The organism is Pseudomonas sp. GR 6-02, assembly GCF_001655615.1.
Lineage (GTDB): Bacteria > Pseudomonadota > Gammaproteobacteria > Pseudomonadales > Pseudomonadaceae > Aquipseudomonas.
Genome location: NZ_CP011567.1, coordinates 148814 through 167010, shown reverse-complemented (window position 1 = coordinate 167010; position 18197 = coordinate 148814). Strand labels below are relative to the sequence as shown.

Annotated in this window: 14 protein-coding genes; 1 reads left to right on the top strand and 13 read right to left on the bottom strand. The window is 61.2% G+C overall.

Annotated features, from left to right (window positions below; genetic code table 11):
- Positions 1-8: 8 nt before the first annotated feature.
- The 3 genes from PGR6_RS00700 to PGR6_RS00690 are packed head-to-tail and all read right to left on the bottom strand — an operon-like array spanning position 9 to position 4204.
- A complete protein-coding gene (locus PGR6_RS00700; protein WP_064615742.1) occupies positions 9-2105 on the bottom strand; it encodes an HlyD family efflux transporter periplasmic adaptor subunit in 2097 nt (698 codons plus the stop codon).
- Positions 2106-3425, bottom strand: coding sequence for an efflux RND transporter periplasmic adaptor subunit (locus PGR6_RS00695; RefSeq protein ID WP_018929402.1), 1320 nt, complete (start codon positions 3423-3425; stop codon positions 2106-2108). It abuts the gene before it with no gap.
- Positions 3422-4204, bottom strand: a complete 783-nt coding sequence (locus tag PGR6_RS00690; RefSeq protein ID WP_018929403.1) for an efflux RND transporter periplasmic adaptor subunit — start codon at positions 4202-4204, stop codon at positions 3422-3424. The genes PGR6_RS00695 and PGR6_RS00690 overlap by 4 nt, the downstream gene beginning before the upstream one ends.
- Positions 4205-4700: 496 nt before the next feature.
- On the opposite strand from PGR6_RS00690, the gene PGR6_RS00685 reads away from it, so the two are divergent.
- Entirely contained in the window at positions 4701-5390 is a 690-nt protein-coding gene (locus PGR6_RS00685; RefSeq protein WP_019581661.1) for an NYN domain-containing protein, read from the top strand.
- On the opposite strand, the gene PGR6_RS00680 is transcribed toward PGR6_RS00685, so the two are convergent.
- From PGR6_RS00680 to PGR6_RS00635, 10 genes are all read right to left on the bottom strand, one after another.
- A complete protein-coding gene (locus PGR6_RS00680) occupies positions 5371-6948 on the bottom strand; it encodes an efflux transporter outer membrane subunit (RefSeq protein ID WP_064615740.1) in 1578 nt (525 codons plus the stop codon). The two genes, PGR6_RS00685 and PGR6_RS00680, sit on opposite strands and share 20 nt — an antisense overlap.
- Complete coding sequence (locus PGR6_RS00675) at positions 6945-8015, bottom strand: HlyD family secretion protein (protein ID WP_064615737.1); 1071 nt, start codon at positions 8013-8015, stop codon at positions 6945-6947. The genes PGR6_RS00680 and PGR6_RS00675 overlap by 4 nt, the downstream gene beginning before the upstream one ends.
- Before the next feature lie 26 nt (positions 8016-8041).
- Complete coding sequence (locus PGR6_RS00670; RefSeq protein WP_064615735.1) at positions 8042-9580, bottom strand: MFS transporter; 1539 nt, start codon at positions 9578-9580, stop codon at positions 8042-8044.
- A 126-nt stretch (positions 9581-9706) separates the two neighbouring features.
- Positions 9707-10627 (bottom strand): LysR family transcriptional regulator, encoded by a 921-nt coding sequence (locus tag PGR6_RS00665; RefSeq protein WP_019651583.1) that lies wholly within the window; start codon positions 10625-10627, stop codon positions 9707-9709.
- A 58-nt stretch (positions 10628-10685) separates the two neighbouring features.
- Entirely contained in the window at positions 10686-11552 is an 867-nt protein-coding gene (locus PGR6_RS00660) for an ABC transporter permease (RefSeq protein WP_064615733.1), read from the bottom strand.
- 20 nt (positions 11553-11572) lie between these two features.
- Positions 11573-12433 carry an ABC transporter ATP-binding protein gene (locus PGR6_RS00655; protein ID WP_064615731.1) on the bottom strand — a complete coding sequence of 287 codons (861 nt, stop codon included), beginning with the start codon at positions 12431-12433 and terminating at the stop codon, positions 11573-11575.
- Between the two features lie 5 nt (positions 12434-12438).
- A complete protein-coding gene (locus tag PGR6_RS00650) occupies positions 12439-13464 on the bottom strand; it encodes an ABC transporter substrate-binding protein (RefSeq protein ID WP_028939517.1) in 1026 nt (341 codons plus the stop codon).
- Positions 13465-13479: 15 nt separating this feature from the next.
- Positions 13480-14391 (bottom strand): TauD/TfdA dioxygenase family protein, encoded by a 912-nt coding sequence (locus tag PGR6_RS00645; protein WP_018929408.1) that lies wholly within the window; start codon positions 14389-14391, stop codon positions 13480-13482.
- A gap of 291 nt (positions 14392-14682) precedes the next feature.
- On the bottom strand, positions 14683-16050 hold the full coding sequence (locus tag PGR6_RS00640) for an HlyD family type I secretion periplasmic adaptor subunit (protein WP_064615729.1): 1368 nt from the start codon (positions 16048-16050) through the stop codon (positions 14683-14685).
- Positions 16040-18196 (bottom strand): type I secretion system permease/ATPase, encoded by a 2157-nt coding sequence (locus PGR6_RS00635; RefSeq protein WP_028939515.1) that lies wholly within the window; start codon positions 18194-18196, stop codon positions 16040-16042. The genes PGR6_RS00640 and PGR6_RS00635 overlap by 11 nt, the downstream gene beginning before the upstream one ends.
- Position 18197 lies beyond the last annotated feature (1 nt).

The window sequence follows — 18197 nt, the reverse complement described above, 5'->3', positions numbered from 1 at the left end:
TGTTCTCCCTAGAAACCGCTTTCCCTGACCCCCAGGGCTGCCATGCGCCGCCAGGCAACGCCCAACAACGATTCGCCGCTGCCCTGCAACACCACAATGCCGCGCAAAGGTTGCACCGGCGTCGGCGTCTCTTCGAGGACGCTCAACCGCGCGCCATACTGCGCCTGCACCGGCTCGGCGCGCTGATGCTCATCCCGGCGTACGGCAATCGGCCCGTGACGATCGGAAGTCAGCGCCTCTTGATCGACATAGGCCGCGCCGTTGGTATCGATTTCGCTTAATTGCACGGCAATCGCCGGGTGCATCGGGTCATCGGCGATGAACCGCCCGCGAGCACCCGAAGCAACACGCCAGAGCTCGGCTTCAGCCAGATAACCGCGCAACCGCGCGCCGTCTTCGACCACCCGAGCCAAAGGATCTTTAGTCGAAAGCCAGCGACCGACCGTTAACTGCGGCAACAGGTCGCGCACCTTGCCGGCGTGGGGCGCGCGCAATAGCAGTCGCTCCCGCTGGGCGACCAGGCCGCGGTATTCAGCCACCGCTTCCGCCAGGCGCTGCTGGACGATTCCGGCGTCGGCCGCGGTTTCGCTACGGCTGGCCTGACGACGCATCTGCAACTGCTGAATCTGGATCTCGCGGCGGACGATGGCCTGGCGTGAGTCCAGGTCCGGTGATTCCAGCTCGATCAGCACCTCGCCCTGGGCGACAACCTGGCCGTCATGCACATTCACCGTTTTTACCCGCGCCGCCACCGGCGCGTGCAAGGCGCTGGTGTGTCCCGCCTCCAGCATCGTCGGCAGCTCCACCGCGCTGCGCCACGGCAGCGCCAGCAGCAACAACAGCCCGAGCAATGTCAGGCTGCTGAGCAGTACCCGAGGCGTATGCGCCTGTTCGCGACGACTCCACCATTGCCGCCACTCGCTCAGGATCGGCAGGAAGATGAACCACACCAGCTCCACCAGCATCAGGAAGATCCCCAATACCTTGAAGAACAGGTGATAAACCGCCAGCGCAATCCCGAAAAACAACGCCGCGCGCCATAGCCACGAGCCGTATCCCCAGATCAACAACCGCCGCTGCATCCTCGGCGCCCACGGCTCCGGCGCCGGGGCAGCGTAGCCGAACAGGAACTCGCGCAATCGCCAGCGACACAAGGCAAAGGCACGTCCCTGAAGGTTGTCCACTTCCCAGAAGTCGCTGAGCAAGAAGTAGCCGTCGAAACGCATGAACGGGTTGAGGTTGATCACCAGCGTAGTAATCCAGGTCGCACTGGCGAGCATGAACGCCGCCGTGCGCCCGGGGCCATCGGGCAGCAGTGACCAGGCGAGCAGCGCGATACAGGCCAGCACCAGTTCCGCCAGCACCCCGCCGGCGCCGATCAGCAAACGCGCACGTCTATCGTTGACCCGCCAGGCGTCGCTGACGTCCGTGTAGAACATCGGCAGCAGCACCATGAACGCCACGCCCATGCTCTGCACCCGACAACCGGCGCGCTTGGCCATGAAGGCGTGGCCGAATTCGTGGCACAGCTTGGCGAAAAACAACGCCACCGCGAACGCCAGCGCGCCACCGAGGCTGAACAGGTGCGGAAAGGTGGCGATGAATCGCTGCCAGTCCCGCGACACCAGAAACACCCCGAGCCCCAGCGTCGCGGGCAATCCGTAGCGCAATGCGCGCGGGCCGAAACGCTCCAGCCACGGCCAGACGCGATTGAGAAAGGCGTCCGGACGCCACAGCGGAATCCGGAAAAACAGGTATTGATGCAGCAGGATTTTCCACAGGCTCTGGCGCTGAGCCGCGGCCTTCAGGCTGTAACTGGCGCGCTGCGATGGGTCAAGGGCGCTGATCAGGTCGTGGCCGCGCAAAAATTCCAGCAATTGCTCAAGCGCCGCGCCGTCCAGCGGCAGCCCTGGCTCGCGGTTGGCGGCACGCAGCACCTGCTCGGGATCACCCAGGGACCAATGACGCAGCAAGCGCATCGCCGCCGCGCCGAGTTTGAAATAACGTCCACGCACCGGGTCGGCCAGGGTCCAGCATGGTGACCCGTCGAGGGCCGGCGCCGCCGTCGACAATTGCAGGTCTGCCCGCAGGCTCGGCAGGCTCATCTAAAGGCCTACGCTCTGACGCAACCCGGCCAGCGGTCGACGCAACAGGTACAGCGCCAGCGGCGCACGGTCACCGAAGACTTTCGCCGTGCCACGCAAGCCAATGCGCGGCGGTGCGCCGTCGAATGTCGCATCCAGTCGATAAGCCAGTTGCCCGCCAGCTGTTGGCTGCGCTTCATAGGCCGAACGTTCGAGCCTGGCCTGGTGCCGCTGCAGTGGATCGCTGTCGAGAAACAGTGCGACCTGCGCCCCAGGCTCCAGGGCGATCGCATCGCCCACGGCCAATTCGATGCGCAACTCGGCCTGATTCGGGTCGGCGAGTTCCATCAAGCGCTCGCCGGTCTGTACCGGTTTGCCGGTCCAGCGTTCGGCATCGGCGAACACCGCGATGCCATCCCGCTCGGCACGCACTTCGCTGCGTTTGAGCAGTTCACGGGCGTAATCCCGTTCGGCGCGTTTCTGCTCGACACGTGCGGCCAGCAGATCGATTTTCGAACTGGATTCGGCATCGGCGAAGGAACGTTGGGAATTGGCCTTGAGTTCCGCTTCGGCAACGCCCAGAGCGCGCTCGGCCACATCAGCCTGAGCCTTGAGCGTGGTGCTTTCGAAGCGCAGCAGAAGGTCGCCGGTCTTCACCGTCTGGTTGGGTTTGACCAGGAACTCGGCGATCACCCCGTCCAGCGGCGCCGCGACCACCCGACCGCCCAACGGGACGACCTCAGCCGGCGCCAACACCGATTGGCGCACCGGAATCAGTAACCCGAGCAACAACACGGCGACCAGTGCCACCTGACGCTTGCGCGTCCAGCGCAGTCGCCAGGGTTTGCGCGGTTGCAGCGCCAGCCAGGCATGGCTGTAGGTGTCGCCCAGTTGCGACAACAGCACCTGCTCGGCAGGGTTCCACGGCACATCCCGCGCCAGCCACAGCCCGCCGAAGATCTCGCCCTGATGATCAATCAGTGGCAACCAGAACACCTGAGCGGCCGACAGACTTTGCCAATCGGCCTGAATCGATTCACTGAGCAGATCGGGCGCGATCACCCGTGCCTGTTTCAGCACCTCGAGCTTGAACAACTGCGCGACCGCTTGCTCGACAAACGCCACGAACGGCGCATTCGGCTCCACCGCACTGACACCGGTCACCGCCTGCACCTTGCCGGCGATCAACAATGCGGCATGGCGGAAACTGAACAGCGACTGACCGTCATTGACCAGGCTGTAGGCCAGTTGCGAAGAATTACGAGCCGCGCGGGTCTGGCGTTCGAGGTCTAGAAACCTGGCGAACACCTGCTCGGCGCCGCCCGTTACCGGGGCGTTCACTTGAGCTCCGCGAAACGCGCCGTTCCGCTCATGCCGGCCAACAGGCCGCTGGCGTTGGGCAGTGTCGCCACCAGCAGCAAGGTCTGGCTGCCTTCGTCGATCCGCGCGCCGAGGCGCTTGACCGTGGCATCCAGCGGCTGACCGGTTTCATCGGGGACAAAACTGAACGTCTGGCCGGGCTTGAGCTTGCCCATCCAGCGTGACGGCACCAACAGGTGAATTTCCAGGGTGCGGTTATCGACCACATCCAGCAACGGCGCACCGGCGGCAACGCTTTCGTAGCGCTTGACCTTGCGCTCGACGACCTGGCCATCGAACGGCGCGACCACGCTGCAGCGTTTGACCTGAACCTGATAAACCTGAGATTGCGCCTGGGTTTCGCTGACCTTGGCCTCGGCCCGCGCCACTTCAAAGCGCCCCACCGAATTCAACGCCGCCAGTTGCCGATTATGGGCCAGCTCCTCACCGGCGCCACGATTGGCGGCCTGTGCCGCGTTGAGCTGAGCCTGATAAGCCGAGCAGTCAAACCGCGCCAGGGTGTCGCCCTTTTTGAACGACTCGCCCTCACTGAACGGCAACTCGACAATCCGCCCGGACAACTCACTGGCGAGCACCGCCTGATCCCGGGCTCGCAACACACCACGGGCCTCACTGCTGGCTGACGCGTTACCGCCGACCGCGTTGCTTTCCAACAACGGATCGTCTGGCGCAGGCGTTTGCGCCTGTACTACGCACGTTACAAAGGTTAATCCCGCAACCCAAACACGAAAACGCCGCATAACCGTAACTCCCTGACGGATGAGCGGAGTCTACGACAGCGGGGGGGCGCGTCAAGCAGATAGCCATCATTGGTTGGAAATGTAATGTTTCAAAAAGGACAAAATTTTCAGAGCGGTCGTTGATTTCCGAGCTCGATGAGTATCGGTAATAAATCCCACAAGAAATCAGGAACGACCATTCGATCAAAAACGAAATCGGCAATAGACACTTCATCCCCTACAAACGCAACGGGACATCTACCCTTTCCGCCGTAACAATCATTAATAGATGGGTCCAGGAATGGCTTGACCATCAACCAGACAAATGCACAAAACTGGCTTGCCGGCGCTGGGGATGTCCCTCCGAGTGATGCCTTGGTCAGTCAACGGTTGACGTCATCGCTAACTCGACTTAGGATCGTTTTACTGAACCCCGTACGCAGAGATTAAGTTCACTGGCAGTTGGTGGTGAAGAAACCGGCCTAGGCCGGTTTTTTCGTTTCTGAGGATTGAGTTTGTGCGTACCGCTTTCTTTGTTGATGGCTACAACGTGTTCTATGGATTGCTCGCGGGTACCCCATACAAATGGCTCAATCTGAAAGGCTTGCTGGGCCATGTCGCCCACATCGAGAACCCACAAAATTCACTCATCTCGGTTGATTACTTCACCTCATCTGTCAAACCAGAACTTGCCACTCGCGGCAGAGTGTCCAAAGAAGCTCAAGACACCTATGTGCGTGCTTTAAAAGCGACTAATGTTGCCGTTCACTATGGTCGCCATAAACTTGAGCCAGCTAAAGCACCTCGCTTCATTGACAGAAAGACCGCCGCCTCTCGCCAAGACAAGATCGACATCTGGAAGCTTGAAGAAAAAGAAACGGATGTCCACATCGCAATCAGCATGTATCGCACTGCGGCAAGGCAGGCCAAGCTCCATTTCCATGAGCAAATCGAACAGCTAGTCCTGGTATCCAGCGACACCGATATGACTCCAGCCCTGAGAGCAATTCGAGAAGATTTCCCAGACATAAGAGTTGGAGTCATTCTTCCTCATCGAGCCGAGTTAAACCGTCCATCACCAGGCTCTTTAAAGGAGCACTCACACTGGATGCGACGTGTCGTAACCTCAGAAGAGCTGCAGTCGCACCAGTTTCCAGTTCGTGTGGCTACTCATAAGGCACCCGCGATCAAGCCGGATTATTGGTAACGGCCCCTGCCACCGGATACACCGACTCCCATCCCCCACCCAACGCCTTGTACAACCCCACCATCGCCAACGACACCCCGGTCGAGCTCTCGACCCACTGTTGCTGGGTCGCCAGCAATTCGCCTTGCACGGTCAGGACGTTGACGAAATCCACCACCCCTTCGACGTACTGCTGTTGCGCGGTGCGCAGGGCGATCTGGTTCTGGCGCACGGCTTCGGCGAGGCTGTCGCGGCGCAATTGGCTGGCGTTGTAGGCGGTGAGTTGATTGTCGATTTCATGCCATGCCCGCAGCACGGTTTGCTGGTAAGCCAGGGCCGCTTCCTGTTGTTGGGCTTCGCGCAGATGCAACACGCCCCGCAGCCGACCGCCGTCGAACAGCGGCAAGCTCAATTGCGGACCGATGCTGAACGAGCGCGAGCCCCAGGAGCCGAAATCGCTCAGTTGCAGGGCTTGCGAACCGATGTTGCCCGACAGGGTGATTCGCGGATAGAAGTCACCCTTGGCCACACCGATGCTGGCGGTCGCGGCATGCAGTCGGGCTTCGGCCTGGCGGATATCCGGGCGGCGCTCGGCCAATTGCGACGGCAAGCCGATGGCGACCTGTCGCGGGGTTTGCGGTACCGGGGCGTCTGTGGATAACTCGGCGGACAACGCTTGCGGCGGTTCGCCCATCAACAGGCTCAGCGCGTTGATCAGTTGCGACTGACGCTGCTCCAGCGCCGGTAAACGTGATTCGATGGCCGCGACTTGCGCGGCGGCTTCGGCGACGTCCAGATCCGTCGCTACACCGTCGGCCAAGCGCAGTTGCGAGAGTTTCAAACTATGCCGGGCGACGTCGAGATTCTGCTCGGTGACGGTCCAGGTGCTTTGCACACCGCGCAGTTGAATATAGTCCTGAGCCGTTTCGGCGAGCACCGACAGCAGCACGCCACGGCGATCGTTTTCCGCCACCTCCAGGGTGGCATCGGCGGCTTCGGTTTCGCGGCGCACACGACCCCAGAAATCCAGTTCCCAGGAAGCGGAAAAGCCTGCATCCCACAGGTTGTACGCCGAGTCGCCGTTATTGCCCGACGGATCGTTCAGTCCTTCACCACTGTTGCGTTTGCGCCCGTAGCTACTAGTGGCGGTAGTGTTGGGATAGCGCTCGGCGGTGATTACCTGGCGCGCGGCGCGGCTTTGTTGCAAGCGGCTGCTGGCGAGTTTCAAATCGAGGTTGTCGGTCAGGGCGCGTTGGGTCAGGGCCGAGAGTTTCGGATCGTGGAACACTTCCCACCAGCGTTCGTCCATCTCGTTGGGAACGACCTGACTGGCGGCGGCTTTGGCCGGTTTCGACCATTGGGCGACTTGCTGCGGCTGAGGGCGCTGGAAGTCCGGTCCGACGGTGCAGGCACTCAACGAAAGCAGGTTCAACACAATAGCGACAGAGCGAATACTAGCTCTGTGGCGAGGGGGCTTGCCCCCGTTGGGCCGCGCAGTGGACCCGAAATTTGCGAGCGCTGCGCACTCGAACGGGGGCAAGCTCCCTCGCCACGGGGATGTGTGATTAGCGAAGTTCATCGTTGTGCGACCTCATGCTCATCGGCCGTAGCGCTGGCAGTATCAATACTCGCCTCCACCGACATCCCCACCCGCAACCGCTCGGCCAATGGCTGGCCTGGATCGAGGATGATTTTCACCGGAATCCGTTGCACAACCTTGGTGAAATTGCCGGTGGCGTTGTCCGGTTTGACTGACGCGAAGGTCACGCCGGTGGCCGGTGCGATGCTCTCGACGCGTCCCTGCAGGGCTTCGCCACCAAGACTGTCGACATGCACCTGCACGTCCTGCCCCGGCTGTACGTCGGTCAATTGGGTTTCCTGAAAATTGGCGACCACATACGCCCGCTCCAGCGGCACCACGGCCAGAATCTTGCTGCCCGGCGTGACATAGGCGCCGACCCGCACCGCGCGCTCGCCGACCATGCCGTCCTGGGGGGCAACGATGCGCGTATAGGACAGTTCGTAACTGGCCATTTCCAGCGCCGCTTGCGCTCGTTTCAGTCCACCTTCGGCGGCATCGCGCTGGGCAGTCAAGATCTCCACTTGTTTGCGTTCCGCCGCCAGCGCCGCTGTGGCATTGGCCAACCGAGCGGTGGCCTGATCGATGCGCGTGCGCGCCTGCTGGGCATTCTGCACGGTGCCGGCACCCACCCCGGCGAGGTGGTTGTAGCGGTTCAGTTCATGCTCGGCGAAAGCCATCTCCGCCTTCGCCGAAACCACCGTAGCCTGGGCCTGAGCGATCACCGACGTCTGGCGTTCCAGGGTCGCCCGGGCGTTTTGCAGCTGCGCCCTGGCCACCAGGGTTTGCGCGTCGGCAGCCTCAGCGGCAGCGCGCAGGTCGCGGTCGTCGATCAACGCCAGCAGTTGCCCGGCCTTGACCTGTTGGTTGTCCTCCACCAGCACTTCCTTGATGAATCCCGCCACACGCGGCGCCACCAGGGTGAAGTCCGCCGAGACGAAGGCATCATTAGTGCTTTGCTGTGTACGCTTGCCGAACAAGCCCGGCGCCAGCAGGTAAATCAACACGCCGACCACCATCGCTGCGGCAACGCCGACAGCGATTTTTTGCTTTGATTGAGTCGTCATAAAAACCTTCTGTTTCAGTGAAGCGTTCAAGTTGGCGCGCGCGGTGGATAAATCCGCGTCGGCAGCCAGAAAATCAGCAGGATCAGCGCCACCGCGACGCCGGCCATGCACAGATAAAGATCGGAAGAAGTCAGCACCACAGCCTGCTGATGCAGACGGTGAGCGAGGTTCGCGCTGGCGCTATCAACCAGAGGCGAGTTACCGAGGTTGTCCACCAGCATGCTCGAGTGGAAATGCAGCCTTGCGGTGGTCAGCGCATCGATCACACCGGTGGCGATCACTGCCGCCAGGCCTTTGACCGTGTTGAACCAGGCCGAGGCGAACGGTCCTTCCATCGGGGTGATGCTGCCGGTGGAGAGCATCAATAGCGGCAGCACGGCCATGGGTTGACCGAAAATCTGCAGCCATTGCAGGACGTAGAAATCGTCACGAATCCACGCCGACGTCAGCTGCGAGCCGCCGATGCAAGACAGCGCCAGCATGCTCAGGCCGATCCCCAGCACCCAGCGGCAATCGACCCAACGCAGGTTGCACAGCGCCGCCACCAACGGCAGCGCGATCAACTGTGGCAACGCCGCCAACAGCATAATTGGCGCAGTCTGTATGGGGCGATAGCCCTGGACCTGAGCCAGGTAACTGGAGGGAATGATCACCACCACGAGCAACACCACCAACACGCCGGCCAGGGTCAACAATGCGAACGACAGGTTGCGGATGCCGAGCATCTGCAACTTGAAGAACGGAATCGGTTGCGACCACTCGTTGATCAGGAACAGCACCAGCAGTAGCAGCCCGCCGCCGAGCAGTGCGCAGATCAGGCTCGACTCGAACCAGTCCAGCCGATTGCCTTGCAGGATGCCGATCACCAACATGCAAATCGCCGGAAACCCCAGTAGCAAGCCACGCCAGTTGAATGACTTGCAGCGTTCCAGACGCAGCGGATCCTGGGGTAGACCGTAAGCCACCGCCGCCATGGCAATCAGGCACGGCACGACGATTTGCCAGAAGGTCCATTGCCAGCCGACGTACTCGGTCCACAACCCGGCCAGCGGCGTGCCGAGACCAGGGCCGAAGGTTGCCGTCAGGGCATAACCGGCCAGACCATAGAGCTTCACATTGGCCGGCAGGAACCGCAGCGCAACGGTCATCAGCATCGGCGGCAACGCACCACCGGCCAGGCCCTGCAGGGTGCGCATGACCAGCAGGCTTTCATAATTCGGGACAAACGGGCACAGCACGCCCAACAGAGTGAAGACGCTGATGGCGCACAAGGTGAAACGCCGCAACGAGAACGTCACCGAACACCAAGGAGCAAACGCCATGGCGGCCACCGAGGTCGCGGTGTAGCTGGCGACCAGCCAGGTGCCTTCGTCGTAGCCGATGGCCAACGCACCGCGAATGTCGGCCAGGGCGACCTTGGTCACCATCTCGTTCAGGCCTGACACCAACACCGCCAGCAACACACCCACCAGGCCAATGATGATTCGCGGGCCGAAGACCGGCGGTGCGACGGCGGTCGCTGGAGTAGTCGCAGCGAGAGGCGCCGCGACCGGGAGGGAAGTCATGTACTGCACGCTCCGGAAGGGGAATACCGAAGCATTTTAGGAAGTGCGATGCCTTACGAAAATTGACTTATTGGCAGCTTATAAGTGCACTAAACGCAATGATTAAAGGATGCGATCCCTTGATCTTCAAACCGGCTGTGCCGCCAGCCAGGTCTCGTCGCAACAAGCCTTGAGCGTTTCACGCATCCAGCGGTGCGCCGGGTCTTTGTCGAAGCGCGGGTGCCAGGCCTGGGTCAGCATGAGGGTAGGTAGCGGAATCGGCAGGGTGAACGAGCGCAGCTTCAAGCCCAGGCGCCGCACACTCAGCAATGCTTCTTTGGGCACCGGCAGGATCAGGTCGGAATCCGGCAAGGCGAACATCGCCGCATGGAAACTCGGCGCAATCACCGCCACCCGCCGTTCCAGCCCCAAGGCATTGAGCGCCGTGTCGATCGGCCCACGGGCGATCCCGCGACGGGACATGCTGATATGGGAAAAGCCGGCGTAACGCTCGGCGGTGATCTCGTCATCGAACAGCGGATGGTCTTCGCGCACCAGTCCGACAAAGTGGGTGGAGAACAGGTTTTGCACCTTCACTTCCGGCATCAGCGGTCGATTGTTGCTGACGCTCAGATCGATGCGTCCTTCGCGCAAGGCTTCATCGTCCCCGTCGCCCTCGGGGACAAAGCGCAGTTCGCAATGCGGAGCCTGGCGCTCCATCGTGTCGAACAGCTTGCCGCCATAGACGCCCACAAAGAAATCATTGGCGCGAATGCTGAACCGCCGGCGCAAGCTGCCCAGGTCCACGTCATCGGCAGAACGGAACAGCAAAGCGGCCTGTTCCACCAGGTCCCGCACTTGCTCGCGCAGCTCCAGCGCCTTGGGCGTCGGCACCAGGCCACGGCCGGCGCGTACCAGAATCGGATCGCCGATGGCCTCGCGAATCCGCGTCAGCGTCCGGCTCATCGCCGCCGGGCTGAGGTTCATCCGTCGCGCAGCGCCCACCACGCTGCCCTCGTCGAGCAAGGCGTCGAGGGCGACCAACAGGTTCATGTCCGGGAGTTGCATGCTGAGCACTCATAGCTGGTCTGGATTGATTCAGACGCAATGCTAGCAGATCAAAAGATCACCGCTGCATCCCCCAACGCTTCACCGTCACCCGCTCCAACGTATCAAACACCAGATTCTCCACCAGCAAACCGATCAGGATTACCACCGCCAACCCGGCAAACACCTTGTCGGTGTACAGCTCATTACGGTTCTGGAAGATGTACCACCCCAACCCACCCTTGCCGCTGGTGGCGCCAAATACCAGTTCAGCGGCGATCAGCGTGCGCCAGGCGAACGCCCAGCCGATTTTCAAACCGGCGAGGATCGACGGCAACGCGGCCGGGATCAGGATGAACAACACGAAACGCATGCCCTTGAGGCCGTAATTGCGCCCCGCCATGCGCAGGGTTTCCGAAACGCCAAGGAACCCGGCATAGGTGTTCAAGGCCAACGCCCAGAGCACCGAATGCACCAGTACAAAAATCAGACTGTTCTGCCCCAGCCCGAACCACAGCAGCGCCAGCGGCAGCAGTGCAATCGCCGGCAACGGGTTGAACATCGAGGTCAGCGTGCTCAGCAGATCGCGACCCAATTGCGTCGACACCGCCAATGTGGTCAGGGCAAACGCCAGCACAATCCCGATCAGGTAGCCCTTCAACAACACCACCAGCGAAATCCACACCTTGCCCAACAACTCACCGCTGAGCAGGCCGTCGTACAGCGCGCTGGCGGTTTGCAGAAAACCTGGCAGCAGCAGGTCGTTATTCTGGTAACGGGCAACGGCTTCCCAGAGCAGCGCGAGCACAATCAGGATCAGGCTTTTACGCAACCAGCCCTGTTGCCAGAGACGCTGACCGAGGGGTAACTCACGCTCCAGAGGGACGCTCGTCAGCGGCTGCAAAATGGTTTCGTACTCTTTACGCGCGGATGATAGCGGGCTCATCGGGCACTCCTCTCAATGGCTCAATAAGCGATGCGAATATCGGCGAAATCCAGCTCACGCGCGGTTTCCGGTGACTGGCCTTCATCGAACAACAGCCGATGAATCCGCCGTGCCGATTCCTGGAACGCCACGCCGCCGAGGCTGTGCAAATCGTATTGATGGCTGTGGACTTCGGCTCGTACCCGCCCCGGATGAGGCGACAGCAGCAGAATCCGATTACCCACCACCAACGCCTCTTCGATGGAGTGAGTGACGAACAGCAGCGTGAAACGCACCTCTTCCCAGAGCAGCAGCAACTCTTCCTGCATCTTGCGCCGGGTCAGCGCGTCGAGGGCGGCGAAGGGTTCGTCCATCAACAGGATTTTCGGTTGCATCGCCAACGCCCGGGCAATCGCCACCCGAGCCTTCATGCCGCCGGACAAGGTATGCGGATAGGCATCGGCAAACCCCGCCAGACCGACCTTGTCCAGATAATGCAGCGCCCGCTCTTCAGCCTCTTTGCGCTTGAGGGTTTTGGAAGCGAGCAGCGGAAACATCACGTTCTGTTTGACGGTTTTCCACGGCGGCAGCTGATCGAACTCCTGGAACACCACGATCCGGTCCGGCCCCGGCGCATCGACCCGCTGGCCTTGCAGGCGAATCTCGCCCTCACAGGGCGGGATGAACCCGGCGACCGCCTTGAGCAACGTCGATTTGCCGCAGCCGGACGGACCGAGCAACACAAAGCGGTCCGCCGGATCGATCTCGAAACTGACCTGATGGGTCGCTCGAACCACACGCGCAGGCGTGCGGTATTCCAGGCTGACCTGGTCGACCGACAGCAGCGCTTGCGCGGCCGCGATCGGATTGCTGGCCGTGTGGCCTTGCAAGGGGGCGTTCATGTCGATCAGCTCCCTTGCAGCGGTTTGGCATCCTGGAAGAAGTAATCCTTCCACGAATCCGGTTTGTTTTTGATCGCGCCGACGCGGTAGAGGAACTCGGCCAGTGGGTAAGTGTTTTTCGGCGTGACGGTAAATTCGAACTGCGGGTTGTCGATGATTTTCAGCAATGCCGCACGGTCGATTTTTGCCTTGGTGACACGGATGTATGTGTCGGCCGCCGCGCCTTTATCGTTCTGCGCAAACTCGGCCGCTTCGGTCAGCGCCGCGATGAAGGCTTTATAGGTTTTCGGGTTCTCGTTGCGGAATTTCTCGGTGGCGAACAACACGGTCGGCGAGTTCGGGCCGAGCAGGTCATAGGTGTTCAGCACCACGTGCACGCTGGGGTTTTCCAGCGCCTGATCCTGGAAGGGCGGGTTGGAGAAGTGCCCGGTCAACTCGGTGCCGCCAGCGATCAGTGCCGCAGTGGCATCCGGGTGCGGAACGGCGATGGTGTACTTGTCGAGGCGATTGAACTCTTTGTCGCCCCATTGCTTGGCCGCTGCGTATTGCAGGAAGCGCGACTGCACCGACACCCCGACCGCCGGCACCGCAATGCGGTCCTTTTCGGTGAAGTCAGCGATGGTTTTGACCTTCGGATTATTACTCACCAGGTAGTAAGGGAAGTTGCCCAGGGAAGCCACGGCCTTGACGTTCTGTTTGCCGTGAGTGCGGTCCCAGATGGTCAGCAGCGGCCCGACGCCGGCACCGGCAATGTCGATGGAGCCGGAGAGCAACGCATCGTTGACCGCCGAGCCGCCGGAGAGCTGGGTCCAGTCGACCTTGATGTCGATGCCTTCCTGCTTGCCGTATTTCTCGATCAGGTTCTGATCGCGCACCACGTTGAGCAGCAGATAAACGATACCGAATTGTTCGGCGATACGAATTTCACCCTCGGCGTGGGCCACGGTCGGCGCCACCAGGCTGCCGGCGAGCAGGCTGAAACCCAGGCCGATAGCGGCGGCCAACGGTGCAAATGGAAGACGTTTGGACATGAGGGTTCTCCGAAATCAGAAAGGCGCGTCGCCCTGGATGGTGGTGCGATACAACTTGCGGCGCAGATGGCTGGGACATCCGGCGGCGAGGTGAATCAGCGAGCGGTTGTCCCAGAACACCAGGTCGTGGGCCTGCCATTGATGGCGGTAAATGTTTTGCGGCAACACGCTGTGGGCGTAGAGCTCGTCGAGCAATTGTTTGCTCTCGTCTTCCGGCAAACCGACGATGCGGGTGGTGAAGCCCTCGCTGACGAACAACGCCTTGCGACCGTTTTCCGGGTGGGTGCGGACGATCGGATGAACAACTTCAGCGACCTGAGCCAGTTGCTCCGGCGTCAGGGTCGGACGCCAGTTGCCCTCGAATTTGCTCTCGCTGTAGCGCGCCGTGTAGGAATGCGCGGCCGAACGACCTTCGACGGCTTTACGCAGCGCCTCGGGCAAGCTGTCCCAGGCTTTGTGCATGTCGGCGAACAGCGTGTCGCCGCCTTCGGAGGGCAGCTCCTGGGCATGCAGCATCGAGCCCAGGCTCGGCAGTTCTTTATAAGAGAGATCGGAGTGCCAGAACTTGCCGGCATCACCGAGGCCGATGGATTGGCCGTTTTCGATGATGTTGGAAACGATGAGAATTTCCGGATGCCCGGCCAGCAGGAATTGCTTGAGTACATGGATCTGCAACACGCCGAAACGGCGGCTGAAGGCGATCTGCTGTTCGGGGGTTATGCGCTGGTCGCGGAACACCACCACATGATGATCCAGGTGCGCACGGTGGATTCGGGAGAAGTCCTGGTCATTGATTGGGCGGGACAAATCCAGGCCGATGATTTCGGCACCGACGGCACCGCTGAACGGGCGGATTTCGAAGGCTTGCGACGCGAGGGTGGCGGCGCTTGTTGGCTCAGGCTTTGGGGAAAAAGAGACAGCTGGCATAAAAATCACTCCCACGCACGGCGCGCTCAAGGGCGCGCGTCGATCAGAAACTCACGGAGGTCCCGTGTTGGTTCGTGTCGTGCGGCGCGCCGATTGGTCGGCAGGTACGCAGGGAAGTGACTTTATAGGTATAAGAATTTAAATTTAAATACCGTTAGCGAATAACGATATGGCTTTTGAAGTGTGGTGTCTTTGAGGACGCTTTCGCGGGCAAGCCTCGCTCCTACAGAAGCCCCGCGTCCTGTAGGAGCGAGGCTTGCCCGCGAAGAGGCCATCAGCCTCACCCGAAAACTACCGCTCGTGCAACGCCTCGGCGCGAGCCCGGATAATCGGCTTGAGCAAATAACTCAGTATGGTCTTCTTGCCAGTAATGATATCCACCGACGCCACCATTCCAGGAATGATCAGCAACGGCTTTTCATCCGTCCCGAGGTGGCTGCGCTCGGTGCGCAGTTTGATGATGTAGTACGTGGTCTTCTTGTCTTCGTCGGTGATGGTGTCGGCACCGATCTGCTCCAGCTTGGCTTTCAGCCCGCCATAAATGGTGTAGTCGTAAGCCGTGAACTTCACCGTGGCGTCTTGCCCCGGATGCAGGAAGGCGATGTCTTGCGGGCGAATCTTGGCTTCCACCAGCAAGGTGTCGTCCAGCGGCACGATTTCCACCAGGTCGCTGCCCGGCTGGATCACGCCACCGATGGTGTTCACCAGCAACTTGTTGACGATGCCGCGCACCGGCGATGTCACCAGCGTCCGGCTGACCCGGTCTTCCAGCGCCTTGCCGGTCGCCTGTGCCTTGTTCAGATCGGTGCGGGCTTCGTTGAGTTGAGTCAGGGCTTCGCTGCGGAATTTGCCGCGAGTCTCATCGATCTTGCGCTGCACTTCCTTGATCGCCGATTCGGCGCGAGGGATCGCCAGGGTGGTGGCGTCCAATTGGCCGCGGGTTTCGACCTCGGCACGCTTGAGTCGCAATACCTCAACCGGGGATACCGCGCCCTGAGCCACCAACGGCTCGGACATGGCGATTTCCTGACGCTGCAAGGCCAGACCGCTGCGGTACTGGGCCTGTTTGGAGGTGAACTCGCGCAGCTCCTGTTGCTTCTGGATCAACTGCTCCTGCAAGCCACCGATCTCATCGTGCAATTGCTGACGACGACTGATGTACAACGATTGTTCGCTGGCGGCCTGGCCGGGTACGGCTTTGAGCACATCGGCGGGAAAATTCAACGGACGGTCATCGACCTCGGCGCTCAAGCGCTCCACACGCAACAGCATCGACAGCCGATCGGCCTCGGTTTCGCCAACATTGGAGGCAAACCGTGTGTCGTCCAGACGTATCAGCGGCGCGCCAGCTTCGACGATTTGCCCTTCCTTGACGAACAGCTCGGAAACGATGCCACCCTCAAGGTTCTGGATTTTCTGGATCTTCGACGACGGAATCGCCTTGCCGTCGCCTTTGGTGACTTCATCGATCACCGCAAAATTGGCCCACAGCATCAGGAACACGAAGAAGCCGATGATCGCCCAGATCGTCAACCGCACCACGCGCGGGGCGTCCTCGATCAGCGCTTTGTTGACCTCGGGAAGGGGCTGGCCTTGCAGCGACGCGGAACCTTTGAAGTAGCGGCGGATGGATTCTTTGACCCCGGACTTAAGCAACACTGATCTGCCCCTTTTTCAACGCTTCCATCACGGCGGCTTTCGGGCCATCGGCGAGAATCTGCCCGCGGTCGATCACCAGCAGGCGATCCACCAGCGACAACAGCGAGGCCCGGTGCGTCACCAGCACCACGGTCTTGTTTTCCACCACGGCAGCGAGGCGTTGTTTCAGGCGCTCTTCGCCAGTGTTGTCCATGGCGCTGGTGGGTTCGTCCAGCAACAGGATCGGCGGGTTGAGCAGCAACGCTCGGGCCAGGGCCACGTTCTGGCGCTGACCGCCGGACAGGTTCTGCCCACGCTCACCGACTTGCAGTTCATAACCTTGCGGGTGCAGGCGGGCGAACTCGTGGACGCCGGCCAGCTCCGCGGCTTGCAGCACCAATTCGTCTTCGACATAGCGCGCGCCCGACACCAGGTTGTCGCGCAACGTACCGGCGAGCAATTGGATGTCCTGGGGCACGTAGCCAATGTTGTGGCGCAGTTCGCTGACGTCGATCTGGCGGATATCCACACCATCCACCAGCAACGCGCCGTCGTCCGGCTGATAGAGGCCCACCAGCAGTTTGGCCAGGGAGCTTTTGCCCGAGCCGCTGCGACCGATGATGCCGATCTTCTCGCCCGGCTTGATGATCAGGTTGATGCCCTTCAGCGCGGGGTTCTGTTGATTCGGATAGGTGAAGGTCAACTGACGGCATTCAATGGCGCCTTGCAGGACCTTGCGGCTCAGCGGGCGCTCGTCGAAATTGCGCTCCTGAGGCAACTCCATCATCTGATCGACCGAGGTCATGGTCACGCGGGCTTGCTGGTAGCGGGTCAGCAGACCGGACAGCGAGGCCAGCGGGCTGAGGGCGCGACCGCTGAGCATGTAACAGGCGATCAAACCGCCCATGCTCAGGTTGCCGGCAATGATCTGGTACACGCCGAAGACGATCATGATCACCCCGGCCAATTGCTGAATCAGCAAGGTGATGTTCATCGCCAGACCGGACAGCATTTTCACCCGCAGCTCAAGGCGGCTGAGGGTGCCGATGGTCTGCTCCCACTGATACTGGCGTTCGCTTTCGGCATTGTTGACCTTTACCGCATCGAGGCCGGCGAGGGTTTCGATCAGGCTCGACTGGCGCTCGGCGCCCAGGGCCATGGTTCGCTCCATGGTCGCCACCAGCGGCTTCTGCAAGGCATAACCGATCAGCAGCGCAATCGGGAACGCCAGCACCGGAATCCACACCAGATGCCCGCCGAGGATCGCGATGACCAGGAAGATCAACAGTGTAAACGGCAGGTCGATCAGGCTGGTGAGGGTCAGCGACGCGAGGAAGTCGCGCAGGCTCTGAAATTCATGGATGTTCTGGGCGAAGCTGCCGACCCGCGCCGGGCGGTACTTCATGGCCATGCCGACGATGCGCTCAAACAGCGTCGCTGAAATGATCAGGTCGGTTTTCTTGCCCGCCAGGTCCAGGCACAGACTGCGCAGGCTCTTGAGAATCAGGTCGAACACATAAGCGCCGGTGATGCCGATGGCCAGCACCCAAAGGGTCGATTCGGCCTGGTTCGGCACCACGCGGTCGTAGACATTCATCACGAACAGCGGCGCGGCCATGGCGATGATATTGATCAGCAGACTGGCAGCGATGGCGTCGACGTACAGCCAGCGCGAACGCTTGAGGGTGTCGCGAAACCACGAACGCGCGCGCGGGATCAGCGTGCCGTGGTTAACGTCGAATTTGTGCTGGGGTTGGGCGAAGAACACTTTGCCGATGTAGTCGTCGGCGAGCAGTTCACGACTGACGCAGACTTCGCCACCATCACTTTCACTGAGCAGCAAGCGGGCCTGGTCTTCACCGTGCCAGCCGAGCAGCACCGCACTGCGTCCGTCCTTGAGCAGCAACAGCGCCGGCATGGCGATCGCCGGAATCTGCTCCAGCTTGCGTTGCAGCACCCGCCCTTGCAGCCCGGCGCGAGCGGCCGCACGAGGCAGCAGTTCGACGCTCAGGCGCTGTTTGGGCAACGGCAAGCCGGTGGTCAGCATCGCCGCGCTGGCCGGCTTCTGGTGCAAAGTGCAGAGGGCTAGCAGGCCGTCCAGTAACGGATCGTCATGCAGCGCGCGTGGATCATGAATGAGTTGAACTCGACTGACTTCTGATTCCACG